Genomic DNA, 23,283 nt, shown 5'->3' with positions numbered 1-23,283 from the left:
CGGGAACCCAGTCGAAACAATCCCAGTCGGCCGGCAAATATGCCGCGCAACCTCAGATAGCTTCCTCTGACCACTCTTCGTCGGCGGAGATGTCACTCTCTCGTTCCTCCTCGAGCTTCTGACGCCTCAGAGCATCAATCTCCTTGCTGATCTCAATCTGGCGACGAGACAACGCAGCAAGGTCGCGAGGGGAAGTGTTCTCGTTATCCAAAGCGCGGGCAATAACACGACGCATAGCAGTCAGCTCAGCAACACGATCCCCAGACTCGGCAGCCTCAAGGACCGTCTTGGGTTCAGCCCGTTCAGCCTTCTCATCGGGACCCACGGCACGTATATGGCTCTTGGACATGCCGCCACCTCCTGACGGGCTGTGTGGAAAAAACTCGGGGGGAGATCGCTATGCAGGGTGGGGCTAGGCGGTAGGGGGGTCCCGGGGTATACCCCCTGGGGGCTGTGGATAACCTGTGGATAACCCCTCTTTGGGCATCCCGGCTACCAGTTGGTGGATGTTTGGAGCTCTACGGTGTTGACAATGGGTCTTGCTTTCTTGCGGTTTAGGAGTCCACCGAGTTGCTGGTTGCATTGTCGGCATATGGTTCGGGTGTTTTCGAAGGTGTCTTTGCCGCCTTTTGACCATGGGATGATGTGGTCTGGCTCTGGGCTGTTGGGCCGGCGTGTGTAGACCCAGTCAAGTCCGATGCCGCAGCGTGGGCACTTGGTTAGGCCAGCTTCCCTGTCGTGGTCGAGTCGTTGCTTGCGTACTCGTTGCCATTGCGCCGTGCCTGTCCTGCTGCTCGCCATGGTCACCTCACATGGGCGTTGGTGCCAGGCCCCAGTCATGTGCACTGACTGGGGTCCGGCGTTGCCGATCTCGTAACCCGGGGACGGCGCACGGGTGTGGTGATCTACTTTGCTAGGCCGCGGTCCTCAATGGTTTAGTCGGCGTGCGTTTCGATCAGTGGAGGATGCAGGTATCGAACCTGCTGGGCCTTTCGGCCGTACCCGTTTTAGTAAACAGGCTGCTCACCTTTCGCATATCCTCCGGGTGGTTGAGTATGGCGGGCTGCATACTCCTCATGGGCCATGGTTGGCCATGACCGCGTCAGGCCTCTAATAGGATTCAGGGGTGGAAAAATTGAAGAGTTGGTTCGTCGATGATGAAGGCGCAAATCCAGGCCACATCTGTGCAGCCGTAGGGGGGGCCGGCGTTGTCCTCATTGTTCTCGGCTTGGTTACCGTATGGGGCACTGGATGGGGCAAAGACTTATTTGCCCCAGGCGCAACCTTGGTGACCGTGGCTTTGACCGGGTGGGCCACTTCTCGGGCAGTATTGAAGTGGACGGAGCAGCGGGAGCAAGATCGCCAAAAGTCCGAATATGCGCAACGCGAAAAGGTTTATGAAGAGCTGATCATCTTCATGCTTAGCTGCATCACCGACATTGGCATTCAGTACGACGTCCAACGCGACGGCCAACTACGCGCCAAGGCTACATTGTGGGGTAGCGCAGCTACGATTGTCGCACTTGGCAATTTCCAGCAGCTTCTTGGCAGGATGATCAAGCTACGCGGGGGACTCGGCAAATTCCAAGCGACAAAGGAGGAGACCCGGCAGCTCGAAGATAAATTTGCTCGTGCCCTTGAATCCATGCGGAAGGATCTCGCATCCTCGGACAAAAATTCGATCACGAGAACAGAGATTTTGGCTTCCATCTTCAACTAAGTGCGTGCCCCGCTAGGCATTTGCTCGGAAAACGCAAGGGTCAGCGTGGTCCCAAGTAATGCGACTGTGCAATGCTGCTGACAACCCAGACGTGGAAGCCCCCGAAGCAACTTCACTGCGGGGGCTTCTGAAAGGTTTTGGTTACAGCTGTGGGCTGTGGCACCAGTGTATTAAATAATCGACATACTTACAAGCGTGTCATTTCCCCTGTCGTTTTCGGCTGAGACGGCGCCACCGCGCAGGGTTCCAGCGGTCGGTGAACGCGGTGGTGATCCCGCCCTTGGGGTGTAGGAATTTGCTTGGTACCGGTTTGCTTGCCTCGTCAATGCAATCCTGGCAGGCTCCCGTTTCGGTGGGTTTGAAGGAGTTTGGCATGACGACTTTAACTTTGGCGCCGCAGAGGGCTGCCCGGTAGTTGTAGGTGTCTTCCAGAAAGGAAGGACCAAGCATTGTTAGTTCCCGGGTGGTGGGGCGAACGGCATGGATTGGCCCAGGGTCATCAGGCACCCGGGGTGCTCTCGCACCGGCATGTAGGTCGCGAGGCGTCTCCCATCGGGTTAGGCCCGCTTTGTAGATTGGTTCCGGGAGATTCGGGGTCATGCCGCTTCCTTCCTGAGTTCAAGCGCCAGCGTGTGGAGTTCTGACCCCACCCAGGTGGCCCCGCATGCACCGCACTGGGCTTCAATTCCAGTTGCGGTGAGGGCGGTATTGCGGACGTATTCGTCTTCGTCCCAGGTCCACGCGTGAGTGGCCCCACAGTCAGCCTGTGGGCAGGCCCCGACAATTTCCGTTCGGCGGACGGGGTTCAGCATCTGCTGAATAGCGAGCATCCATTTCGTGGTGTTCTCGAGGCATTTGCGGGCGGCCTGTCCACTGTTGTCGCTTTGGGTCGACACTGCCCATTTCTGTAGTTTGCTCTCCGCACTGAGCTGGGGTTCATCCCTACCGGTGATGGTGATATGCATGGTTGCGAGCGTTTCGCGGATTTCGGCCCAGAGGCTGAACGCGGGGATTGCAATAGGTGAGCGTGAGCCTGAGCCCCCACCACCGACGTTTGAGCGCCGGCCAGATTGGATTTCCTGCCGAAGTTGGTCGAAGAGGCTTAGCTCGGTCGGGAATGACTTCGCGCCGGTCTCGCTATCAATGTGGATGGCGCGGTGTTCACGGGTTAGGCGATGAACGTTGTCGTTGAGAGTGTCGATGTTCAAGATGCTTCCATTCCGTAGCGGTAGTCGTTGGGGCCGATGGACATGCTGTTGACTGAGGCGAAGTGCGGACGCCAAGCGAGCCGGATCTTGCCCGTTTGGCCGTGGCGGTTCTTTTCGATGATGAGTTCGAGCTCGCCCTCCATTTCCTGGTCGTCCCGGTGGAGAAGGATGATGTTGTCCGCGTGAGCTTCGATACCTCCGGACTCTCGGAGGTCAGCCATCGTAGGGCGGGTGTCCGTTCGTTGCGTGGACCCGCGGTTGACCTGGGCTAGGGCCAGCACGTGGGTATCGAATTCCTTTGCGAGGTGCTTGCAGTCCTCAGCGATCCGAGATACCTGTCGCTCTCGCATGTCCCTCGGGTCGGCCGGCGCGCATAGCTGCAGGTAGTCGATGATGATCAGCGGGACCGGTCGCCGGCGAGCCCATGTGCGGACTGTTGCCCGGATTTGGGCCATGGTGATGCGGGATGCCTCTTCGATGTAGACCGGCCAGTCCGCAGCCTTCTGTGTGAGGCGTGCGATCTTCGCCCACTCAGCCTCGCCAAGGTTGTGGGAGTTGATCTTGTGGAGGTCAATCCCCTCGGACGCGGCAGCCATACGGCCAACAACTTCGTGCTCTTTCATTTCGAGCGAGAAGAACCCAACCCCGTACTTAGATGCTGCCACTGCGGCGCAGCCCGCCACCAACGATTTCCCGACTGCCGGGCGGGCGCCCATGACGGTCAGTTGCCCTGGGTGCCATCCGCCGTTGAACTTGTGATCGAGCTCAGACCAGCCTGTGGGGTAGCTCTTGCCCTTCGGCGCCGACCAGAGGTTCACTGCATCCTCCAGCGCCGCCGAGAACGTCCTGACCCGGATACCTGTTGCTTCGTTCGCTGTGGCGTCCAAAGTCACGCGGGCTTGGTCCAGAACGGCCTCCGTCTCGTCCCAGCCCGCAGTGTCGGACATCTGCTGCAGCTTCCGGCCAACCTCTGCCAGCCTCCTGAGTCTGGCAGTCCCTGTGATGATGCTGGCGTAGTGAGCCGCCGCCGAGCGGACGGGCGCGGCTTCCAGACACTGATGAAGGTACGCCGGCTCCATCCCGACGATCGGGCAGGACACCAGCTTTTGCGACATGGCCAGTGCCGAAGCAGGCCGCCCACCCCTCGCCTCGGTCAGGATCATGTGCCACAGCTGCTCATGCTGAGGAAGGTAGAAATCCTCAGCCTTCAGCTCGACCTCATCCAGCGTTCGTTGATCCAGTAGCACGGCGCCGATGACGGCACGTTCGGCGTCGATGTCCTGACGCAGCTTCAGATCGGTTGTCATGAGATCCCCAGCTTCTGCTTGGCCTCGGCCAGCCGTTCGGCGTTGTGGATGTTCCGCTGCTCCTTTTTCCAAGCGATCTCGCCAGCGACGTCCAGGCCCTCAGGAGGAGTGCCGGGAGTCCACACGTCTCGGCCCAAGACTGCTTCGACGTCGATTTCTCCGTGGAAGCCAGCCGATGGTGTCTTTGTGGCGACTCCGGCCTTGGCCTTGAGCTGATCGAACTTCTCGCGGAGCTTGGACATGGACAGGATGTTGGCCCGCCAGAACTCATCAGCCGTAGCCCATCGGATCATCCAAGCAACCTGCTCGACCTTGTAACCATCCCGGTCGAGAAGCAGCCGGGCTGCTTCTCGGTTCTTTTTGTTCCTCGATGGCTTCCTGGTCCCGTTCGCTAACAAGCAGGAATCGAGGAGATCAAGAAGTTCATCAACGTCTGGTCGCGGGATTTCGTCAGAAATCTCCGACGAAGGAATATCTTCTTTAGAAGATGTAGCAGTAGCAGTAGCTGTTCGCATGGAAACGCTATTCGGATCCTTTGCCATAGGTTTAGCCGTAGCGCTTCCAAAGGTCATGGCTTCTTCTTGCCTAACCCTTTGGGTTACCTCTTTCATATCCCTTGCCTTGGCTTTGAGGATCGTCTGCACTTTCGGATGGTTCCAGAGAGCCAATTCCGGTTGCTCCTGATTGAGCTTCTGGATCTCGAAAGCGAAGAACTCCTTGATGTCAGTTGAGGCGATCCCAGCGAAGTCGTTCGCCATAGTGACGTGAAGCCGCGGGTGCCTAATTACTCCGTCGTGGCGGGCAAAGGAGCGCACAAGCACCTCCTCAGTGGTGTCGTCAGCGTGGATAAAGTGGGCTTCGGTAAGCTCACAAGCATCCCGCTGCACATCGGCAGCCGTCCGATCCTTAGTGAGTGCCGCAAGCCGCCCAGGCCGCCAGTCAGCGACGCCGGCATAGTTCAACGTCGGGTGTGTAAGGATCTGCTGGTAGAGGTGCTGAGCGCCCATTGAAAGGCCGCGCCAGTCACCGTCCGCCCACAGATCCACACGAATGTTTGCGCGGTCCCTACCCAACGGACACGGCTCCTCTCGCTGATGTGAACGCGTCAATAGAAAGCTTGGATCTGCGATACTCCCGATAATCCGAGGCCGACCACTGACCAGTGGCGATCAGGGCGCGAAGACGGGCGTTTGCCGCACTTCGACCGGCTTCTTCAAGGTCGGCTTCATTGGCCTCCACCGTGCCGCAGCGACGGAGACGGACGCCCTCCACCTCCACAATCAGCGCCTTGATGTCTCCCGGATAGGCGGGACGCTTGAATGGCTTGGAGTGAAAAGCCACAACAGCGGCTGCTATGTCCTCACTCGCGTGGGTGCCAAGAACAGCGCGCCAGGCATCCAATTCCGCGTCCGCGAAAGTCCTGCCCTCAATCACCTCGAGCTTGGCCAGCGCTTGGCGGAGTTCAGATGACTCCATCATTTGCCCGCATCCTCTCCGGTTGTTGCTGCGGTGGAACGGCTGGCATTCGCGATGTTCATGAGTGTCTGACCGAGCTCGCGGGCCTGCTCCGGGGAGATCTCTGCGTAATGAGGCGGCTGGTGATCCGCCAGCCACACGTCGAATGAGTGCGCATCAGTCGTCGCATTCCAAACGGGCGTGATGATCCACTTCTCGTGATACTGCTCGGGGCCCAGCCACCGGTCTTCCGACTTTGGGTCCAGAGTGTAGCCTTCCGGGGCGGTCAGCCACGGCGAGAAGAACTCGAGACCTTCCAGAATGGTCTTCTCGTTTTGATCGCACCATTCTCCGAGCTCTCGCACAGTTGCCGGACGCTTGATAGTGTTGTTCACAGGATCTCCTAGTTGATTTGGGTTGGTTCTTGTGCCGTGACGGACTTTGGCGAGAGCGTCACGGCTTTTGTTGACGTCATGCACTCTTCATGAGGCGGCGAATATTGCTGCGTTGGGTCTTCGGGCTTTCGAGAACCTTTGGCGCCGGAGTGATGAAGGCTTGGAAGTCAGATGCACGAATGCGGTAACGGTTCCCATGCTTGGTTGCCGGAAGCTTTCCGGAATTGATGCACCGGTAGACGTAGTGTTCGTCCATCCGCAGCCCCTGCGCGACTTCAGAGACAGTCATAAGTTCGTCATCTGTCACGCGGCAAGCTCCTTCGATGCGGGGGAGTAGCGGTTGATGAAGTAGGCCTGACCTTTACCAGTGACCTTGGGCGTCTTCGATACGGTCACGTGGCCGTCCGAGTGGGTGACTGCGGTTTCTTTGACCTTGAACAGTTCAAGCTCCATTGCCTTCTGCGTCGGCATATTCCAGTCCGTTCCAGGGCGGCGGATGAGGTAGCCGTCTTCGCGGAGCTGCGCGAAGAGGCGGTTAGCCCCCACTCCGACGCCATTGCCTCGTAAGATCTTCGCCAGGTCGCCAACGAGAATCGTTGTTTCTGACGTCGCCACCGAGTCAGCGAACAGAACCTTAGGCGCGTCAGCCGCGATCTTGGCCTCAAGCGCGGCCTGGGCCTCCACAGAGCTCGCCAATTCCCGGAGCGCTTCCGCGTATGTCTGCGGAGTAGCCGGCCCTCCGAAGGCTCCCGTTCTTCGGATGGATGGCAGTACCTCATGCGTCACCCAGCGTTTGAACTTGCGTACGTGCTCCATCTTGCTTTCGATGACCGATGGATCAAGCCCGCGTGCTTTCTGTGGTTGCAACGAGAAGAGGAGCGAGTAGAGGCCTGACTCGTTGATAACCGTGAGGGTCTGCCGCCCGCCAGGGGTGTCAATCTGCGTACCCCCCTTGTCTTCCTGGTCTACGGACTGCATGGCGCGATTTCGATTTGTCACCCCGAAGTAGTCGCAGACATCACCAGCGACGAAGTGGGGTTCGCCTTCGAGCAGAACGGTACGTACTGGCCGTCCGCCGTAGTTGAAGAGCTGTAAAGTGGTCATCGAATCGTTTCCTTTGTTGTGAGATTTCCGAAGCCGCCCCCGTTGCAGCGCGGGCGGCTCTGTCATGCAGCGATCGAGTTGGTGAAGTCCGGATAGCTGATTGCTTCGCTTGGGATTCCCATGCCGATAGCAAGTTTGCGGAGAGTTGCGGGAGAAACCTGCCGGGCTCCCTTCTCAACATGAGAAAGGGTGCTCTTAGCTATGTCCGCTCGCGCCGCCAAATCGGTCTGCCGGATCCCCAAGGCCTCTCGAATTACACGGACGGCTGCACCGTTGACCCGAAGTTTCATAGGTTTTGCTTCCATGCAACGAGCGTACGCAACTTCTCGCAACTTACGCAAGTTATGCAACCACTTTCTTGAATTACTTCTCGCTTCTGCGGGAATCTGCGTTGTGAAGTTGCGAGAAGTTGCGCTAGTGTCGTTGTCATGAAGATCAGCGCAGACGAACTTCGCTTGGTGCGGTCGCACATGGACCTGACGCAGGCGGAGATGGCCTCTCATTTGGGCATTTCTCCCCGGACAATTGTCAATTGGGAGACGAGCGGCGTTCCAGACTCCAAGGCTGCACGTGTCCTCTCGGTGCTCCAGCACGATCTTGAGGAAGCGAAGCAAGAAGAGTGGTACCGCGAGTCAGTGGCGAATATGCCTGTCCCGGAGGTGCCGCCGGGCTACATGTCGGCGGATGCTGAGGTTGAGGATTCGCGCCCAGGTCTGCATCCAGATCGGCGGAGAGCGAATCTGTTGCAGGCGTTCACGGATTCGGATCTCTTAGCGGAGCTTCGCTCACGAGCGCTGAGGCGTGGTGACAGGGAATCCACGTGGGATGCAGCGAGATTCGAGCGATATCAGCAATTTGTTGCTCCAAAGTGGGAGGATCCGAAACCGCCGAACAGTTCTGAGGCGGACGCTTTTGACTCGGCTGCGCGTAAGGGCGAGGAAGACGCGAGTTAGGACAGACTTGGGCAAGAACCCTAGGCCGCTGCGCAATGGCGGCTGGGTGGCCTGAGTGGAGTGCAGTTTGCACAGCTTGACAGGGCAGCACCTGCCGTCATAAGAACCTCCATTTAAACGGAAAAGCCCCAACACGTGCGTGTCAGGGCGCTACTGGGGTCTTGAGTGTAAAAAAGCCCTTAGTCTCCAAGTGAGATTCGGGCGTGGCGATGTTCTACAAACTCAGTCTTCGAAAAGAAGGAGGGATATCAGGTCTGCGACCTTGTAGGCCTGCTGTCAAGCGACGGACTTGGAAACACTTATCCCCTTGGACCTCCACATCTGCGAAAAGCCACAGGATGGGGCCGCTAGTGGCGAACCTCTAGTCGGGGGGCCAACCGGTCTCGAAAGACCAGCCGGGTTATCTGTCTTCTCCGAGGGACGAACCCAAGGGTTGATCTCCCGACAACCTACATCGGGGTGCTTCGTTAAGCTATTCGAACACTCGCGAAAACACAACCGGGCAGAAGCCCGGGTGTTGACGGCGTCAACGAAACCCGCAAAAACGCCTTCCGATCGGTTCGTCAAAAGTAACTGGAAGCCCCGGAATCTAGGCGAAAATCGCTCTGTGACGCGATATTACGCGGGGGTTCAAATCCCCCATTCTCCGCGTTTGTGATGAGTCGGGACATCCTTCACGGATGAGTCGATTCATCGGTTACACCCCGGTCTTCGGACCGGGGTGTTTTTCTTTGTCCGGATTCTCTGGGTTGGTAGCCGCGGGCTGCGTTCCGGAACTAACGTCGACGCTCGGCCAAGGACACGATGATCCCGTCCGGCCCTCGGACGTAAGCCATGCGCCATACGCCTTCGTATTCTCCGACGCCGCCAACCAGCCCGTAGCCGTCCCGCGAAAGCCGGGCGAGGGCGCCGTCGAGGTCGTCCACCTCGAAGGTGACGTTCCGCAATCCCGGTTCAGTCGACATCGCTTGGGGCGAGCCGGGGCCATGGGGCGGATAGGTGAAGCTGGACAGCTCGACGGCGGTCCCGCCGTCGGGCGTTCGCAGCGTGGCAATCTCACTCCGGGAGCCTGGAATTCCGATCACAGTGTCCACGAATTCGCCTTCCATGAACATCCGTCCCTCCACCTCCAGCCCCAGGGTGGTGAAAAAGGCCAGCGCGGCCTCAAGGTTGGTTACCGTGATTCCGACGTGATCGAACCGGCGAACAAATGACATGGCGACTCTCCTGTCCTCTCAGCGCAGCCTAACCGGCAGTATCCTCCTGCTGGGCCGCCGCGACGCGTTCGAGGACTTCGCGGCAGGCGAGGATGGCGGGGTGGACGCGGCCAGCGGTTCGGGTGGACGTAAAAACTGTGCGGTTGGGTAGACCCGGCAGGTCTATGAGTTTGACCGGGCGGGTTCGGCCGGTCCATACGAGATCCGGCATGAGGGCTACCGCATTTCCGGATTCGATGAGGCGGATCTGGGCTTGGAGGTCCGCGGTTTCGTAACGGACATCGGGTTCAAACCCTGCCGACCGGCAGGCCTGCTCAGCCCAATGGCGTGACGCTGCACCACGGGGTTCCATGACCCATGGCATGGTGGCCGTGTCCGCCAAGGAAGATACCGACTCGCCACCGAGGCCAACCGGGGGAGTGGCTAAGCGGATAGCGTCACTGGTGAGGATCGCCCGATCGAGGCCGCTGTGATGGGGTGCTGCGTGGCCGGGGTATTGCTCCGCTACCACCAGGTCAAAGTCGCGCGCCCAGGTTTCATACAGAGCGGTCTCGGGTTCACGCTGGGTCATCTCCACGCGCACCTCCGGGTACTCGTGACGCATGATACTGAGAAAGTCCGGCAGCAGTGCCAACGCGGCGGATTGGAAGACGGCCAAGCGAACCGTTCCTGTCACCATGGACAGTGATGCCGCCAGCTCGGTCTCGGCCCGTTCGAGGGTTTCCAGGAGCGCAGCTGTATGGGCCACGAGGATCTCGGCTTGCGGGGTCAGTTGTACACGCCTGCCGGCTTTGCGGAGCAATTCCACCCCGGCTTCCTTCTCCAGGAGGGTCAATTGCTGGGAGACCGACGAGGGGCTGTACTGCATCGCGTCGGCCACCTCGGCCAGGGTTCCGCGGATCTTCAATTCGTGCAGTAAACGCAGCCTGCGGACATCCAGCAACGCGGCCTCCAAAAGATCGGATTGGATAATGAATATTCGTCAGAAAAGATCGCTTTTCCTAATGGAATTGTAGATCCATACTGATGGAAACAAACAAACTTCTCCGCCCCAGAAGGAGCCTCCATGACCAGCACCCTCCCGGATGCCAGCACACCGAGCACCGAGGATTCAGGCCAATTTGATGCCTTGGCCCAAGAAGCCATCGCGTTGGTTCGTCACTGGTTGACCGAAGCCAGCAAGATCCCGGTGGATGTGTCCGCCCAGCGCCTCGCAGGTGTCCTCAAGGATCCGAACGGCTTGGAGTTCACCGTTGGGTTCGTCGACGGCGTCATCCGCCCGGAGGATCTGTCTGTCGCCGGCCGCAAACTCGCCGAGCTTGCACCGAAGGTGCCCAAGTTCCTTCCTTGGTACATGCGCAGCGCTGTCCGCGTCGGCGGTGTCATGGCGCCGATCATGCCGCAGGTGGTTATCCCGATCGCCCGCCGCGTGCTCCGCGAAATGGTGGGCCACCTGATCGTTGACGCCACCGATGCCAAGCTTGGTCCCGCAATCGCGAAGATCCGGCAGGACGGCGTACACCTGAACGTGAACCTCCTCGGCGAAGCCGTCCTCGGCGAGCACGAGGCGCAGCGCCGCCTGGAAGGCACCCTGAAGTTGCTGGCCCGCGAGGACGTGGACTACGTTTCCATCAAGGAATCCTCCACCGTGGCTCCGCACTCCCCATGGGCTTTCGACGAAGCGGTCGATCACGTGGTGGAGAAGCTCACCCCGCTTTACCGCCTCGCAGCGTCCTTCCCCAAGCCCAAGTTCATCAACCTGGACATGGAGGAGTACAAGGACCTCAGCATGACCATCGCGGTGTTCAAGCGCATCCTGGATATGCCCGAGTTCAAGAACCTGGAAGCCGGGATCGTCCTCCAGGCCTACCTCCCGGACGCCCTCGGCGCCATGCAGGAATTGCAGGAGTGGGCCGCTGCACGCCGGGCCAAGGGTGGGGCTCCCATCAAGGTCCGCGTGGTCAAGGGCGCCAACCTTCCCATGGAACAGGTTGAAGCTTCCCTGCACGATTGGCCGCTGGCCACTTGGGGCTCCAAGCAGGACTCGGACACCAGCTACAAGAACGTCATCAACTACGCCCTTACCCCCGAGCGCATTGACGCGGTCCGCATCGGCGTCGCGGGCCACAACCTCTTCGACGTCGCGTTTGCCTGGCTTCTGTCCAAGCAGCGCGGGATTGCCGGGCAGGGACAGAAAGCGATCGAGTTCGAAATGCTCCTGGGCATGGCAACGGGCCAAGCCACCGCTGTCCGCAAGGATGTCGGCAGCCTCCTCCTCTACACGCCCGTGGTCCACCCGGGTGAGTTCGACGTCGCCATCGCCTACTTGATCCGCCGCCTCGAAGAGGGTGCCAGCCAGGAAAACTTCATGTCGGCCGTGTTTGAGCTCAGCGAAAACGAGGGCCTCTTTAAGCGCGAACAGGAGCGCTTCCTCGCTTCCTTGGCCAATATGAAGGACGAGGTCCCGGGCCCGAACCGCAAGCAGGACCGCCGCCTCCCGGCCGAGCCCGCCCCGCTCGAAGGCTTCCGCAACACCCCTGACACCGACCCGGCCCTCCCGGCGAACCGTGCCTGGGGCCGCGACATCCTGGCCCGCATCCCCGGTTCCACGGCCGGCAACAAGATCGTGGAATCCACCAAGGTTTCCGACGCCGCGGAGCTCGACCGCATCATCGCCACCGCCGTGGACCACGGCAAGGACTGGGGTGCCCGCCCCGCAGCCGAACGCGCAGCCATCCTGCACCGTGCCGGCGAAGTCCTCGAGTCCCGCCGCGCCGAACTCCTTGAGGTCATGGCTTCCGAAACCGGCAAGACCATCGACCAAGGCGACCCCGAGGTCAGTGAAGCGATCGACTTCGCGCACTACTACGCCGAGCGCGCCAAGGACCTGGAAACGGTCGACGGCGCCACGTTCGTCCCGGCGAACCTCACCGTGGTGACCCCGCCGTGGAACTTCCCGGTTGCGATTCCTGCGGGCTCCACGCTCGCAGCGTTGGCGTCAGGTTCCGCCGTCGTGATCAAGCCCGCAAAGCAGGCCCGCCGCTCTGGTTCGGTGATGGTCGACGCCCTCTGGGAAGCCGGTGTGCCCCGCGAAGTGTTGGCACTGGTTCAGCTTGAAGAGCGCGAGCTGGGCACCCACCTCGTTTCGCACCCGAGTGTGGACCGCGTCATCCTCACTGGTGGCTACGAAACTGCCGAGTTGTTCCGTTCGTTCCGTCATGACCTGCCGCTGCTCGCGGAAACGTCGGGTAAGAACGCCATCATCGTCACCCCGAGTGCCGACCTGGACCTCGCTGCCAAGGACGTCGTGCACTCGGCGTTCGGACATGCTGGCCAGAAGTGCTCTGCCGCATCACTGGTGATCCTGGTGGGCTCGGTGGCAAAGAGCGCGCGCTTCCACAACCAGCTGATCGATGCTGCCCGATCCCTGACGGTGGGCTACCCGGATAACGCCACGTCCCAGATGGGGCCGATCATCGAACCGGCCAACGGCAAGCTCCTCAACGCCCTCACCACACTGGGCGACGGCGAAACGTGGGCCATCAAGCCCGAACGCCTCGACGAGACCGGCCGTTTGTGGTCCCCAGGCATCCGTTCGGGTGTGAAGCGCGGTTCCTACTTCCACCTGACGGAGTTCTTTGGCCCCGTGCTCGGCGTCATGACCGCTGACACCCTTGAAGAAGCCATCGCCATCCAGAACGAGATCGAGTACGGCCTCACGGCAGGGCTTCACTCCCTGGATTCCGCTGAGATGGGTGTCTGGCTGGAGAACATCCAGGCCGGGAACCTGTACGTCAACCGCGGCATCACCGGTGCGATCGTCCAGCGCCAGCCCTTCGGTGGCTGGAAGAAGTCCGCGGTTGGGGCCGGAACCAAGGCCGGTGGCCCGAACTACCTCATCGGTTTGGGCTCCTGGCTTCCCGCAGAAGCCAAGCCCAAGCGCGGCACCGTCCTTCAAGGTGCGGCGGCCCGACTGCTCGCTGCTGCCAAGTCCGCCGGCGTCTCCGCTGAGGAAATCCAGACCCTCCAGCAGGCCCTCTTCAGCGATGCCACAGCTTGGGAAACCGAGTTCGGCACGGTCAAGGACGTGTCTGCGCTGACCGCAGAGCGCAACGTCTTCCGCTATCGCTCGCTGCCTGTCACCATCCGCCTCTCCGAAGGGGAGACACTCGCTGAACTGATCCGCGTAGTAGCAGCCGGTGCAGTGGCGGGTTCGGCGCTCAAGGTCAGCTCCGCCGTCGTGCTTCCTGACGCTGTGGTATCCGTGTTCGCGGACCTGGGCGTCAGCGTTCGGATCGAGGACGACGCCGCGTGGCTGGCCCGTGCAGCGAACTTCGACGCCGGCCGCATCCGCCTCATCGGTGGCGACTTCGCCGCGCTGAGCGCAGCCATGGGTGGCCGTCCCGACGTCGCGGTTTACCACGGCGCTGTGACCCAAGCCGGCCGGATCGAGATGCTGCCGTTCCTGCGCGAGCAGGCTATCTCCATCACGGCGCACCGGTTCGGCACCCCGAACCACTTGTCCGACCACCTGATCTAGGCGGCACGCCCGGCATGACGCCGAGGGGTTAGCTTTTGGGGCTTTGGAAACATCAAAGCCGCGAGAGCTAACCCCTCGTCAGTGCGGGGGTGTCACACCTGCGCGTAGCCCAGCCGCTGCAACCTGCGGCGGGCAGCGAGCTCACTTGGACCATGCGATCCCAGTGCCAAGCGAACCATTCCCAGCACGGCCCTCGCTGCGGTGATGACGGGCAGCGGGATGGGGCCAAGCCGGGCAGGGCCGATCCCCAGTATGGCGCGGTACTTTGGTTCCAAGCTTGCGACGGCGGCCGCGAACAGGATGCGGTATCCGGGCCTGAGGAGCGGGCTGAGCGGCGGCGTTCGTATGAAGGATACTGTCTCGGCGAGGCGTTCATCTGCACGCAGCACTCCCGAGGAATACCACCTCTCCAATTCGTCACGGACCTGTGCATAGGTGACGGGTGGGTCTTGCACCCCCATCAGTTGGCCCGCCACCGCCCACTCACGGACGTAGGCATCCGGGCCTCCTGGGATGGCCTGCCCCCAGATGCGGTTGGCCGTAATAAACGAGTCAGCATAGGTGACGTGGACCCAGCGAAGGAGTTCGGGATCGTTGGCGGCGTAATCACGCCGGGCGCCCGTGCCATCCACATAGGTGCCACGGACGCGCTCGTGGATCTTTCGCACGCGGAGAGTGGCTGCCTCGGCCGCGTCCTTTGAACCGTAGGTCACAGTGAAGATCCAGCGGATGGTGTTGGCCAGGCGGCCGAGGGGATCCTTTTGGAAGCCGGAGTGCTCGTAGACGCCGGCAAGTGCGCCAGGGTGCAGCGCCTGCATCAACAACACCCTGATGCCGGCAATGATGGTGGCCACTTGGCCGTGAACTGCCCAGACGGCTGAGCCGGGCAGGTAATAACCGGCGTCGTTCCCTTCCGCGAGGCGCGGCACCCACTCCGGTGGCGTGCCTGAGGTTCCCGTGAAGGTGCGCTGCAGTTCGTGCCTGTACTCAGTGAGGTAATTCCTCATGTAGTCCATTCGACCGCGCTTTGCCTGAGCTGTACAGACAAGCGCCGGAGAACCTCAGGACGTCTTGAGCAAAAACTGAGCGAACCTTTCCAGTACCTGCCATGGGGAGCCCTTTATTTCTGGTGTGATTGCGGCCACAATGGGGATTGCACGCCAGGCTGGGGTTTGGTGCCGCTGGCTTTGGGGAGTGTTTTGTGGGCAAGCATCATGATTCAAGCAAGGTCCTCCAGCTCGTGCGTATGGGCCGCTTCGGGCGAGTCGCGCTGGCGTTTTTCATTGCCGTCTCCGCGTTCTTCGCTTTCGGTTTCCAGCCACTGAACTCCGTGACGGTTGGTTCGGCCGATGGACCCTCGACGCAGGCCTTGGCAGGAGCTCTGGCCCTGGGGACCCTCGTGCCCCCGGACGCGCAGACCGCCGTGATCGATCCCAATCCTGACCCTCCGGCACAAATGCCTGGGACGCCGATGCTCTCCTTCGACCGTGCCGTGGTCCGCGCTGTGGGCAAGGACGGATCCGGTGCGCTGAATGTTGCTTCCGCCGGCTTGGCGAGGCCTCCGGCCGGAAGCCTGTACGCGCCCCTGGAGGTCCTGAATCCGAGTTCGCCCTACGGGTGGCGCATCAGTCCGATCACCGGCCTGCCCAATGATTTCCACTGGGGCCAAGATTATGCCGCAGCCTGCGGTACCCGGGTTTACGCCGCCGACGCCGGGGTGGTCCGAGCAGTAGGGTGGCACCCTTGGGGCGGCGGAAACCGTGTGGAAATTGATCATGGAAACGGCCTTGTCACCACGTACAACCACCTGCAGGGCATTGGCGTGACTCTGGGGCAGTCGATTCAGGTGGGCCAAGTCATCGCCGAGGTGGGAACGACGGGATGGTCCACCGGTTGCCACCTCCACTTCGAGACGATTGTCAACGGTCTCCACACCAACCCCAACGGCTGGATCTACCTGCCTACCCGCCAAGTGGATCAGCTGCAGAACATCACCATGGTGAGTTATGAACCAGGCGTAGGCACGGGAGTATCCACCGCACCGCAGTGGGCCGTCCCGATCGCCGACGCCAGCAACCGCGCGGTCATTGGCGGCGACCAGGAAGTGGCCGTGGCACCCCCAGTGGTCACTGCGCCAGCGGCTGGCCAGCCCGCCGTCGCGGCACCTAATCCATCCGTCGCTGCTCCGCCGTCAACTGTTCCGCCCGCATCCTCGGGATCGACCACACCCACCCAGGCCACCACGCCTGCCCCAGCTGTTACGCCGACGCCGACGGCGACTGCCACACCGACGCCGACGCCGACGCCGACTGCCACCCCGACGGCGACTGCCACACCGACGCCAGCTGCGACGCCAATCCAGACGCCGGCGCCGACTCCGACCGCTGTCGTCACCCCCGCCCCCGTGCCCAAAGCTCCGGCTCCGGTCCCGTCCTCCAAGGCGCCGGCCGTGACACCTCCGCTGCTGACCCCGACAGTGCTGCCGCCCGCAGTGACCCCCACAGCCCCGCCGGTTCAAGCACCATCGCCCACCTCTCCCGTGGCGATCATCCCCGGCACGCTCACCGCGGTGGTCCTGCCGCCCGGTTATGTCTTGGTCGCACCGGGCCTCGTGCGACGCCCTGATGGCGTGATCGTGCAGCTTTCCTCACTGCTGGTCCCAACCCCCTAGACCCTGTTCCTACGCCGCGGACCCTGTTGAAAGAAAGTAATTTTCCAACATTCCGCCCCGAATTAGCTTGTTGTTGGCTTTCTGTCTGGTTGGATTAAGGCAACTGGATTGACACGGGAGACGCCGTCTCCCACCAAACGCTAAGGCAGCTATGGAGCTCATCGAGGCCGAACACCCCAAACCAGGTCATGTGCTTTTGCACTTGAGCGATCTTCACTTGGTGGGGGGACCGAACGAGCTTCATGGCTCGGTGGACAGCGCAGCCAGGCTTCAGGAGATCTGCGATCAGATCGTGGCCTCCCGTATCAGGCCCGAGGCCATCGTCTTTACCGGGGATTTGGCGGACAAGGGTGAAACCGAGGCGTACCTGCGCTTGCGCACCATGATCGAGCCTGTGTGCCGCTCATTGGGTGCCCGGGCCATCTGGGCCATGGGCAACCACGACAACAGGGCCAATTTCCGGGCAGCTTTCCACAACGCTTCCGAAGCCAGCCGGCCCCAGGATCCGGTGGATCGCAGCTACTTTGTGAACGGCCTACGCATCATCACTCTGGACACCACGGTTCCGGGCTACCACTACGGGCAGTTGTCCGAGTCGCAGCTGGACTGGTTGGCTTCGGAATTGGCCACACCAGCGCCGGACGGCACTATCCTGGCGATGCATCACCCGCCTGTGCCCTGCGTCCAGGATATGGCCGTTTTGGTGGAGCTTCGCGGCCAAGCCGACCTGGCCGCCGTCGTCCGGGGTACGGACGTCCGCGCCATCCTCGGCGGCCACCTGCATTACTCGACGACGGCGGACTTCGCCGGCATTCCGGTGTCGGTCGCCTCTGCCACGTGCTACACGCAGGACCTGGGCGTGCGGGCAGGCGGCCAGCGCGGTCGCGACGGTGCCCAGTCCTACAACATGGTCCACGTTTACGAGCACACGATTGTGCACTCGGTGGTCCCGATGTCCGGCGGAGAGACAGTGGGCGAACCCTTGGACGCCGCTGAGGTGCAGCGGAGGCTCGCCGAAGCCGGTGTCCGGATTCCCAAGCACTCGCGCCGCGGAACCCTTATTTCTCCCAGGGTGCCTTGACGGGGAAGTACTTCTCCAGGAAGTCCGTCACCACTTCGGCACGCTCATCGGCCTCGACCTCAGGAAAGCTGCCGTCGTTGAGGCAGAAAAAGTCCATGTGACGCTTGGCCAGAAGCTTCGGCAGATAATGGAGCCCGGCCCACATGGTGGTATCCACATACCGGACTTTCGCAGCGGTCTGGGTGACCGCGCGGCCCGTCAGCAGGGCGTAGTAATGGTAGAAGGAATTGGTCACTGAGATGTTGTCGGCCGCCCTGAAACGGCTGGCCGCGGTCTTGGTGAATTCCGCAGGGAACTCCTTCTCCATCTTGGCCACCACGCTGCGGCGTAGCGGTGCAGCGGTGTGCTCGAGGTGGCGGGTGGTGATCCGGCCGAACCTTTCCCACAGCAGTTTGCGGTTAACCCGCGCTGCGTTCTCGAAACCGCTGCGTTCGGCATCGTTCTCACCGAGGCCGATCCGGGTGTCGGCCTCGATGAACTTGGTGATGCCGCCCGGTGTGAAGAACATGTCCGGTCCCACCGGGCGGCCAAAGAACATGTCGTCGTTGGAGTAGAGGAAATGCTCTGACAATCCCTCAATGTGGTGCAGCTGGCATTCCACTGCTTGGGAATTGTGCGTGGGCAGCACCGACGGGTCGGCAAAGAATTCCTCGCTGCGGACGATCGTGACAGATGGGTGGTCCGCGAGCCATTTCGGCGCCGGGGAATCGGTGGCGATGAAGATCCGGCGGATCCACGGTGCGAACATGTGCACGGACCGGAGCGCGTATTTGAGCTCATCGATCTGCCGGAAGCGTGCCTCATGGTCGTCGCCTTCACCGAGGACCGCTCCGGCCTGCTGGGCGCGTCGTGCTGCAATGTAGGCCGGGTCGCTGCCGTCCACCCAGGAAAAGACGATGTCGATATCGAAGTCGATGTCGCTGGCGTGGTCGGCAAACATGTTCTCGATGGTGGGCCACGCCAGGCCGTGCCGTTGGACTGTGCCGCGCACCGCGTCCTGCCGGAGCATTGTGCGGCGGGTCAAGGAATTCTCCACGGGAAGCTCCAGATGGTCGCCCTCGAACCTCCACAACTCAAGCTGCACGCCCAAAGCCGGTCCGTACCAGAGGCCACCGCCCGGTTCCACCCTGGGCCGGTACAACCGGAAGATCCTCGCTTTGCGGTTTGCGGACAACTCACCGTCAGCAACCAGGACCGAGGCTTTCCGTTTGGCGTCAACGGTCATGGAATAAAACGGCTCGTCATGGAATGCCCGGACCAGTGCCTCCCGGACCTCTCGGCGGGCCTCCCAGTCCACGGCAATGACCGGACGTTCGTCGTTGCCCCTGACCAGGATGAAGTCGACGTCGGCTGCTTCCAAGGCTGCCCTGACCGCCAGAAGATCGGACACCATGGCCTGCTGCGGGGTCAGGTCGCTGATGACCATGGCGTACCGCCCGCGGTGGCGGACGACGTCGGACCTGTGCTTGAGGTGCGCGACGACGGCAGGGGAGACTGCCTCGGCAACGGCCTCCTCTTCCACGGTGGGGCTGCCATGGTAAATCGGATCAACTGGTGCTTGCGTGATGGCGTTTTTCTCCGGAATCTGTGGGGCGGGTAGCTTTGGGGGGCATCTGCGGGGTGTCGGCCTAGATGGACAGCGCTTCACGCCAACCGCGAAGGAAGGCAGCGCCGGCGTCATCATGGATGACGTCCTCCGCGAGGCCCAGGTCAGTTGCCGTGAGGATGGGGTAGGGCTTCACCGGTACACCGTCGGCGGGTCTCACGTCCACATGCTTGACGTCATGGTCATTGTGGTGAAGCCAGTCTGCCATGGCGTAGTCCGTACGGGAATCACCTACCGTCCGCCACGAGAGGGGTGTGATGCCGTGTGCCGCCAAGAGCTCCACGGCCCTACTGGCTCCCAGGTCCTTGCCGAGCCGAACCGATTCAATGTCCGTGGAGATGATGGTGGGGTCCAGCCTGTAGTCCGCGGCGTCGTCGGATTCGGGAGCGTGGTGGTCCAGGATCGCGGCGTCGAGGCCGTGCCGGCCCATGAGGTCCAAGGCGTCGGAGTCGAAGAGCTTCTGTTCCGCCAGGTAATCCTCGTTGGCGACGTCCAGGCGCTGCTCCACCGAGACCATGGCACGCTTGGTCTCGTCGAAGAACATATGGGTCGAGTAGTCCTCGGCCACGAGCCTGCGAACGTCGTCTCCATACGCCGTCGGAACAGCCAGCCCGTTATCCACATGGATGGGGCCTGCCCCTTGGGCGGTGTAGCTGAACCACACTGCGCCTTTTTCGCAAACAGCGTGGATCACCGTGTCGGTGGGTATTCCGGCAGCGATCATGGGCCCCATGACCTGCTCACGGATGAACGTATCTGAGCGGCCGGTATTGAAGATAACGGGGATGCCCGCCGAGGCAAGTGCCACAAGATCGGTGATGATGTCCGGCTTGACGTCACGCGTCACGGGACTGGCGATGGGGCCGTCGACGTCGAGCAGCAACGCCAGCGGGGGCGTGGTGCGGGCAGCGGTCCGGCCAGTACCTTGGAACGGTTGGGTCATGTCCCTATTCTGTCAGTCCCAAGGAGGTAGATCCCAGCTATGACGCCCCACCACGATAATCACCTTTTGGCTACAACCTGTCCGTGCCCGGGGTCAAAAGTTCCGTTACGGCCTCTTCTTCCCTAGGCTTGCAGGGTGATCTTCAAAGCTGTGGGCGAGGGACGCCCGTACCCTGACCATGGATACACCGCGCCACGCGACTGGGCGGCCCTGCCTCCGCGGCCGGTCCGCCTCGATGACTTGGTGACCACTAAGAGGACCCTGGACTTGGAGGCCTTGTTGGCCGAAGATTCCACGTTCTTCGGTGACCTTTTCCCGCACGTCGTCCAGTACCAAGGCGTCATGTACCTCGAAGATGGCCTCCACCGGGCCGTGCGCACCGCGCTGCATCAACGCACTGCCATCCATGCCCGTGTGTTGGTGATCGATGGCTAGGCGTCCTCGGGACGTCACCCAGCTTCACGGGCACAGGGTTGTGTCCGGCCAGGAGCTCCGGGCAACTTTTGCCGAGGATGAGGAGGCGCGGCGCGGTAGTTTTGGCCGCCGGCTCCTGCACGGCATTGTCCTGGTCCTTTTGGTTGGCGTGATCTGCGCCGGAGCTGTAGGGGCTTGGGCCGTCATGAACGGAGTGATCAAGGTGCCCTCCGCGGTGGCCAGCAAAGCGCCCACCAGCCTGTGCCCCACCACCACCTTTGACTACGTCCCCAACGCAACGGTGAACCTGAATGTCTTCAACGCCACCACCCGGGGCGGATTGGCGAAGACCGTGGCCGATCTGTTTGTGGCACGCGGCTACAAAGTGGGCGAAGTAAGTAACAGCAGCACCGCCTACACAGGTATTGGCGTGGTGGTCTCTGGCGTCAAGGGGCAGGCGGCTGCCTTCAACGTCCAACGGAATCTTGCCGGCACCGATTATTTCCAGGACAACCGCGCTGACGGTTCCGTGGATGTCATCCTTACAGCCGGCTACGAGCGTTTGGTGGAGCCTCAACTCGTGGACCAGAGTCCCGGCAAACTGCAATGCCCGCGGGAGGACCTGCGGATCGCGGACAACGCTAAATGGCCGGTGGTCCCGACACTCCCGGCGGGACACTAGCACCCGCGGAACAAAGAAGCCGCGCTTCGTCCAGGCGTACGGCATGTCCGGCTGCATCGAACCGTGCGCCGGCCCCCAATTGGATGAAGCGCACCGTCTGGGCGGTATATGTCTCGAGCGGTGTTGGGGATTCGATGGCTGCGCTTGATTCCTCCGCCGGCCGATTGCGGCGGGCGGCGCTGGCCGATAACGTCCCGTGAATAAGCCGGGCCAGTTGGGCAATATCAATGTCCGGGAGATAGCCCTGCTGCACACCATCACGGAGGATGTCCTGGAGGAGGACGTTGAGATCTCCCACATGGTTCGCGAGCTTGGCGAACGAGTCAGGGGACAGGACGGCGGCCATCGCGGGCCCGGGCGGCAGGTGGCGGCGGCTGAGGTCCTCCACTTGGGCACGAACGTACAGGGCAAGTCTGTCTACGGGGTTATCGAGCGCCTCAAGCGATTCCCTGAGATCCACGATGAACCGCTCCGTCTCATCCAAGGCGTACGCAATGAGCAACTGCTCCATGTCGGCGTAGTAGTTGTAGACGGCGGTACGCCCCACCTCGGCGTGGCGGGCGACGTCGGTCATGGTCAAGCCGGGCAGTCCATGGGTGAAGAGAAGTTCGCCGAAAGCCTTCAAGATGCGGCGTTGGGTCGCGGCGCGTTGGGCTGCATTGGTGGCGGCCGTGATCCTAGGCATGTAGACACTTTACCGTTATCTGTCACTAAGAGTCGTCATGTTCCTGCTGCCGCTTTCCGGGCGCGGACCTGCCCGAATTCGCGTACCATCAGGGGAATCGGACAATAACTTCACGAGGGGAACTGTTGCGGGCAACGGTTAAGGATGTGGCCCTGCGGGCAGGGGTGTCACCAAAAACGGTCTCGAACGTGATGAATGGAATCGTGCCGGTCAGTGGCCCAACGCGTCTGCGGGTTGAGCAGGCCATGCAGGAGCTCGATTACGTGCCCAACCTCTCTGCCCGCGGCCTTCGCAACGGCAGGTCGGGAGTCATAGCGTTGGCCCTTCCGGATCTCGCTACCCCGTTCTCCGCCGAGATCGCCCACCACATTGTTGAGGTTGCGCACCAGCAAGGCTGGAGTGTCCAGATAGAGGAAACCGGCTCGGACCCGCACCGCGAGGAGGAGCTGCTGACCCGGGCCCGCTCCAACCTCATCGATGGGCTCATACTGAACCCGGTTGTCCTTGATGAGAGCGCAGTGCGGGTGGGCGTGGCGTTGCCGCCGGTGGTCTTGCTGGGGGAAGTGACGCAGCAATTGGCTGACAGGGTGTTCGTGGACAGTTTTGCCGCGGCCAGGGACATGACCTTGGCCCTTGCCAAGCCGGGGCGGCGGCGCATTGCGGTCCTGGGTGTGAACCGCGGGCGGAACTCAGCCACCGCCGTCCAGCGAAGGGCCGGTTACGAGGCCGCCCTTGAATCCTTGGGGATATCTCAGGACGAGTCGCTGACGATTTCGTGCGAGAGTTGGCATCCTTGGGCTGCTGCCGAGGCCTTGAGCCAATACCTGGAGGGTCATCCGGTTCCCGAAGCGCTCTTCTGCTTCACGGACTCCATGGCGATCGGCGCCCTGAGTGTTCTGTGGAAGCGTGGTGTGCGCGTTCCGGAAGACATTGCGGTTGCCGGCTTCGATGACATTGCCGATGGCCGCTACGCGGTCCCTTCGCTGACCACGGTCTCCTTCGATAAGCGGAGGATCGCAACGGAAGCCCTACGGCTGCTCACGGAGCGCATGGCGGACAGGAGCCATGCCCAACGCGTAGTCACGGTGGACTTCTCCATTGTGGAGAGGGAAAGCAGCCGGGCCTGAGGCCAGCCAACTCGCTAAATTCATCATGTTTGCGCTAACAATTTCTCTTGCCCTGCCGATTACATCGATGTAATGTGAGTGCTGCGTCACCCGTCGGGCCACCTTCCTCCGAACGCAGGCGCACCGGAACCGGACTATGCACTGAGATTTCGCAATGAGCTTTCGCAGTGAATTT

General features: G+C 61.6%; 24 protein-coding genes and 2 tRNA genes. 9 read left to right on the top strand and 17 right to left on the bottom strand.

Annotated features, from left to right (window positions below):
- Nucleotides 1–52: 52 nt before the first annotated feature.
- From SB659_RS10365 to SB659_RS10355, 3 genes are all read right to left on the bottom strand, one after another.
- Nucleotides 53–349 carry a hypothetical protein gene (locus tag SB659_RS10365; RefSeq protein WP_410550337.1) on the bottom strand — a complete coding sequence of 99 codons (297 nt, stop codon included), beginning with the start codon at nt 347–349 and terminating at the stop codon, nt 53–55.
- Nucleotides 350–492: 143 nt separating this feature from the next.
- A complete protein-coding gene (locus SB659_RS10360) occupies nt 493–801 on the bottom strand; it encodes an HNH endonuclease (protein ID WP_410550336.1) in 309 nt (102 codons plus the stop codon).
- 158 nt (nt 802–959) lie between these two features.
- A tRNA-OTHER gene (locus SB659_RS10355) sits at nt 960–1,043 on the bottom strand.
- 83 nt (nt 1,044–1,126) lie between these two features.
- Here SB659_RS10355 and SB659_RS10350 point away from each other — a divergent pair.
- Nucleotides 1,127–1,720, top strand: a complete 594-nt coding sequence (locus tag SB659_RS10350; RefSeq protein ID WP_410550335.1) for a hypothetical protein — start codon at nt 1,127–1,129, stop codon at nt 1,718–1,720.
- A 596-nt stretch (nt 1,721–2,316) separates the two neighbouring features.
- Here the strand turns inward: SB659_RS10350 and SB659_RS10345 are convergent.
- The 8 genes from SB659_RS10345 to SB659_RS10310 all read right to left on the bottom strand — a co-directional run bounded on the left by SB659_RS10345 (nt 2,317) and on the right by SB659_RS10310 (nt 7,494).
- The gene (locus SB659_RS10345; protein WP_410550334.1) at nt 2,317–2,928 is read right to left on the bottom strand and encodes a hypothetical protein; all 612 of its coding nucleotides are present in this window, start codon (nt 2,926–2,928) and stop codon (nt 2,317–2,319) included.
- On the bottom strand, nt 2,925–4,235 hold the full coding sequence (locus SB659_RS10340) for a replicative DNA helicase (RefSeq protein ID WP_410550333.1): 1,311 nt from the start codon (nt 4,233–4,235) through the stop codon (nt 2,925–2,927). The genes SB659_RS10345 and SB659_RS10340 overlap by 4 nt, the downstream gene beginning before the upstream one ends.
- The gene (locus SB659_RS10335) at nt 4,232–5,308 is read right to left on the bottom strand and encodes a hypothetical protein (RefSeq protein ID WP_410550332.1); all 1,077 of its coding nucleotides are present in this window, start codon (nt 5,306–5,308) and stop codon (nt 4,232–4,234) included. The genes SB659_RS10340 and SB659_RS10335 overlap by 4 nt, the downstream gene beginning before the upstream one ends.
- Entirely contained in the window at nt 5,301–5,714 is a 414-nt protein-coding gene (locus tag SB659_RS10330) for a hypothetical protein (RefSeq protein WP_410550331.1), read from the bottom strand. The genes SB659_RS10335 and SB659_RS10330 overlap by 8 nt, the downstream gene beginning before the upstream one ends.
- Complete coding sequence (locus SB659_RS10325) at nt 5,711–6,085, bottom strand: hypothetical protein (protein ID WP_410550330.1); 375 nt, start codon at nt 6,083–6,085, stop codon at nt 5,711–5,713. Before SB659_RS10325 ends, SB659_RS10330 begins: the two co-directional genes overlap by 4 nt.
- 76 nt (nt 6,086–6,161) lie before the next feature.
- On the bottom strand, nt 6,162–6,392 hold the full coding sequence (locus SB659_RS10320; protein WP_410550329.1) for a helix-turn-helix domain-containing protein: 231 nt from the start codon (nt 6,390–6,392) through the stop codon (nt 6,162–6,164).
- The gene (locus SB659_RS10315; protein WP_410550328.1) at nt 6,389–7,189 is read right to left on the bottom strand and encodes a phage antirepressor; all 801 of its coding nucleotides are present in this window, start codon (nt 7,187–7,189) and stop codon (nt 6,389–6,391) included. The genes SB659_RS10320 and SB659_RS10315 overlap by 4 nt, the downstream gene beginning before the upstream one ends.
- Before the next feature lie 62 nt (nt 7,190–7,251).
- On the bottom strand, nt 7,252–7,494 hold the full coding sequence (locus SB659_RS10310; RefSeq protein WP_410550327.1) for a helix-turn-helix domain-containing protein: 243 nt from the start codon (nt 7,492–7,494) through the stop codon (nt 7,252–7,254).
- A gap of 123 nt (nt 7,495–7,617) precedes the next feature.
- Between SB659_RS10310 and SB659_RS10305 the strand changes: the two genes are divergently transcribed.
- Entirely contained in the window at nt 7,618–8,142 is a 525-nt protein-coding gene (locus tag SB659_RS10305) for a helix-turn-helix domain-containing protein (RefSeq protein WP_410550326.1), read from the top strand.
- Between the two features lie 584 nt (nt 8,143–8,726).
- Nucleotides 8,727–8,791: transfer RNA gene (locus SB659_RS10300), tRNA-OTHER, on the top strand.
- 127 nt (nt 8,792–8,918) lie between these two features.
- Here SB659_RS10300 and SB659_RS10295 read toward each other — a convergent pair.
- Both SB659_RS10295 and SB659_RS10290 read right to left on the bottom strand, forming a co-directional pair.
- Nucleotides 8,919–9,359, bottom strand: coding sequence for a VOC family protein (locus tag SB659_RS10295; protein ID WP_284979173.1), 441 nt, complete (start codon nt 9,357–9,359; stop codon nt 8,919–8,921).
- Nucleotides 9,360–9,387: 28 nt separating this feature from the next.
- Nucleotides 9,388–10,302 carry a LysR substrate-binding domain-containing protein gene (locus SB659_RS10290; protein WP_284979446.1) on the bottom strand — a complete coding sequence of 305 codons (915 nt, stop codon included), beginning with the start codon at nt 10,300–10,302 and terminating at the stop codon, nt 9,388–9,390.
- A 123-nt stretch (nt 10,303–10,425) separates the two neighbouring features.
- Between SB659_RS10290 and SB659_RS10285 the strand changes: the two genes are divergently transcribed.
- Complete coding sequence (locus SB659_RS10285; RefSeq protein ID WP_410550325.1) at nt 10,426–13,899, top strand: bifunctional proline dehydrogenase/L-glutamate gamma-semialdehyde dehydrogenase; 3,474 nt, start codon at nt 10,426–10,428, stop codon at nt 13,897–13,899.
- Between the two features lie 92 nt (nt 13,900–13,991).
- Here SB659_RS10285 and SB659_RS10280 read toward each other — a convergent pair whose 3' ends face one another.
- On the bottom strand, nt 13,992–14,915 hold the full coding sequence (locus SB659_RS10280) for an oxygenase MpaB family protein (protein WP_410550324.1): 924 nt from the start codon (nt 14,913–14,915) through the stop codon (nt 13,992–13,994).
- A gap of 185 nt (nt 14,916–15,100) precedes the next feature.
- Between SB659_RS10280 and SB659_RS10275 the strand changes: the two genes are divergently transcribed.
- Together SB659_RS10275 and SB659_RS10270 are read left to right on the top strand one after the other, a co-directional pair.
- Nucleotides 15,101–16,570, top strand: a complete 1,470-nt coding sequence (locus SB659_RS10275; RefSeq protein WP_410550323.1) for a M23 family metallopeptidase — start codon at nt 15,101–15,103, stop codon at nt 16,568–16,570.
- Nucleotides 16,571–16,721: 151 nt separating this feature from the next.
- Complete coding sequence (locus tag SB659_RS10270) at nt 16,722–17,651, top strand: phosphodiesterase (protein WP_410550322.1); 930 nt, start codon at nt 16,722–16,724, stop codon at nt 17,649–17,651.
- Here the strand turns inward: SB659_RS10270 and SB659_RS10265 are convergent.
- Both SB659_RS10265 and SB659_RS10260 read right to left on the bottom strand, forming a co-directional pair.
- Nucleotides 17,629–19,173, bottom strand: a complete 1,545-nt coding sequence (locus SB659_RS10265; RefSeq protein WP_410550321.1) for a stealth family protein — start codon at nt 19,171–19,173, stop codon at nt 17,629–17,631. The genes SB659_RS10270 and SB659_RS10265 overlap by 23 nt on opposite strands.
- A gap of 106 nt (nt 19,174–19,279) precedes the next feature.
- Nucleotides 19,280–20,200, bottom strand: coding sequence for a hypothetical protein (locus SB659_RS10260; RefSeq protein WP_284979167.1), 921 nt, complete (start codon nt 20,198–20,200; stop codon nt 19,280–19,282).
- A 135-nt stretch (nt 20,201–20,335) separates the two neighbouring features.
- On the opposite strand from SB659_RS10260, the gene SB659_RS10255 reads away from it, so the two are divergent.
- Together SB659_RS10255 and SB659_RS10250 are read left to right on the top strand one after the other, a co-directional pair.
- A complete protein-coding gene (locus SB659_RS10255; protein WP_144661451.1) occupies nt 20,336–20,635 on the top strand; it encodes a type II toxin-antitoxin system VapB family antitoxin in 300 nt (99 codons plus the stop codon).
- Nucleotides 20,628–21,296: a LytR C-terminal domain-containing protein gene (locus SB659_RS10250; protein WP_410550320.1), complete on the top strand. Its 669-nt coding sequence runs from the start codon at nt 20,628–20,630 to the stop codon at nt 21,294–21,296. Before SB659_RS10255 ends, SB659_RS10250 begins: the two co-directional genes overlap by 8 nt.
- On the opposite strand, the gene SB659_RS10245 is transcribed toward SB659_RS10250, so the two are convergent.
- Entirely contained in the window at nt 21,256–21,981 is a 726-nt protein-coding gene (locus SB659_RS10245; RefSeq protein ID WP_410550319.1) for a TetR/AcrR family transcriptional regulator, read from the bottom strand. The genes SB659_RS10250 and SB659_RS10245 overlap by 41 nt on opposite strands.
- 125 nt (nt 21,982–22,106) lie before the next feature.
- On the opposite strand from SB659_RS10245, the gene SB659_RS10240 reads away from it, so the two are divergent.
- Nucleotides 22,107–23,108 carry a LacI family DNA-binding transcriptional regulator gene (locus SB659_RS10240; RefSeq protein WP_410550318.1) on the top strand — a complete coding sequence of 334 codons (1,002 nt, stop codon included), beginning with the start codon at nt 22,107–22,109 and terminating at the stop codon, nt 23,106–23,108.
- The last annotated feature ends 175 nt before the right edge of the window (nt 23,109–23,283 follow it).

This window comes from Arthrobacter sp. SIMBA_036 (assembly GCF_046535135.1).
In the GTDB taxonomy this organism is placed as follows: domain Bacteria; phylum Actinomycetota; class Actinomycetes; order Actinomycetales; family Micrococcaceae; genus Arthrobacter.
The sequence above is the reverse complement of the archived record's forward strand: the minus strand, read 5'-3'. Positions and strand labels throughout refer to the sequence as shown.

Excerpts from the sequence above, each read along its gene's own strand:
- SB659_RS10365 (WP_410550337.1), bottom strand. The coding sequence starts at position 349 with ATGTCCAAGAGCCATATACGTGCCGTGGGTCCCGATGAGAAGGCTGAA.
- SB659_RS10360 (WP_410550336.1), bottom strand. The coding sequence starts at position 801 with ATGGCGAGCAGCAGGACAGGCACGGCGCAATGGCAACGAGTACGCAAG.
- SB659_RS10340 (WP_410550333.1), bottom strand. The coding sequence starts at position 4,235 with ATGACAACCGATCTGAAGCTGCGTCAGGACATCGACGCCGAACGTGCC.
- SB659_RS10330 (WP_410550331.1), bottom strand. The coding sequence starts at position 5,714 with ATGATGGAGTCATCTGAACTCCGCCAAGCGCTGGCCAAGCTCGAGGTG.
- SB659_RS10315 (WP_410550328.1), bottom strand. The coding sequence starts at position 7,189 with ATGACCACTTTACAGCTCTTCAACTACGGCGGACGGCCAGTACGTACC.
- SB659_RS10310 (WP_410550327.1), bottom strand. The coding sequence starts at position 7,494 with ATGGAAGCAAAACCTATGAAACTTCGGGTCAACGGTGCAGCCGTCCGT.
- SB659_RS10305 (WP_410550326.1), top strand. The coding sequence starts at position 7,618 with ATGAAGATCAGCGCAGACGAACTTCGCTTGGTGCGGTCGCACATGGAC.
- SB659_RS10295 (WP_284979173.1), bottom strand. The coding sequence starts at position 9,359 with ATGTCATTTGTTCGCCGGTTCGATCACGTCGGAATCACGGTAACCAAC.
- SB659_RS10285 (WP_410550325.1), top strand. The coding sequence starts at position 10,426 with ATGACCAGCACCCTCCCGGATGCCAGCACACCGAGCACCGAGGATTCA.
- SB659_RS10280 (WP_410550324.1), bottom strand. The coding sequence starts at position 14,915 with ATGGACTACATGAGGAATTACCTCACTGAGTACAGGCACGAACTGCAG.
- SB659_RS10270 (WP_410550322.1), top strand. The coding sequence starts at position 16,722 with ATGGAGCTCATCGAGGCCGAACACCCCAAACCAGGTCATGTGCTTTTG.
- SB659_RS10260 (WP_284979167.1), bottom strand. The coding sequence starts at position 20,200 with ATGACCCAACCGTTCCAAGGTACTGGCCGGACCGCTGCCCGCACCACG.
- SB659_RS10250 (WP_410550320.1), top strand. The coding sequence starts at position 20,628 with ATGGCTAGGCGTCCTCGGGACGTCACCCAGCTTCACGGGCACAGGGTT.
- SB659_RS10245 (WP_410550319.1), bottom strand. The coding sequence starts at position 21,981 with ATGCCTAGGATCACGGCCGCCACCAATGCAGCCCAACGCGCCGCGACC.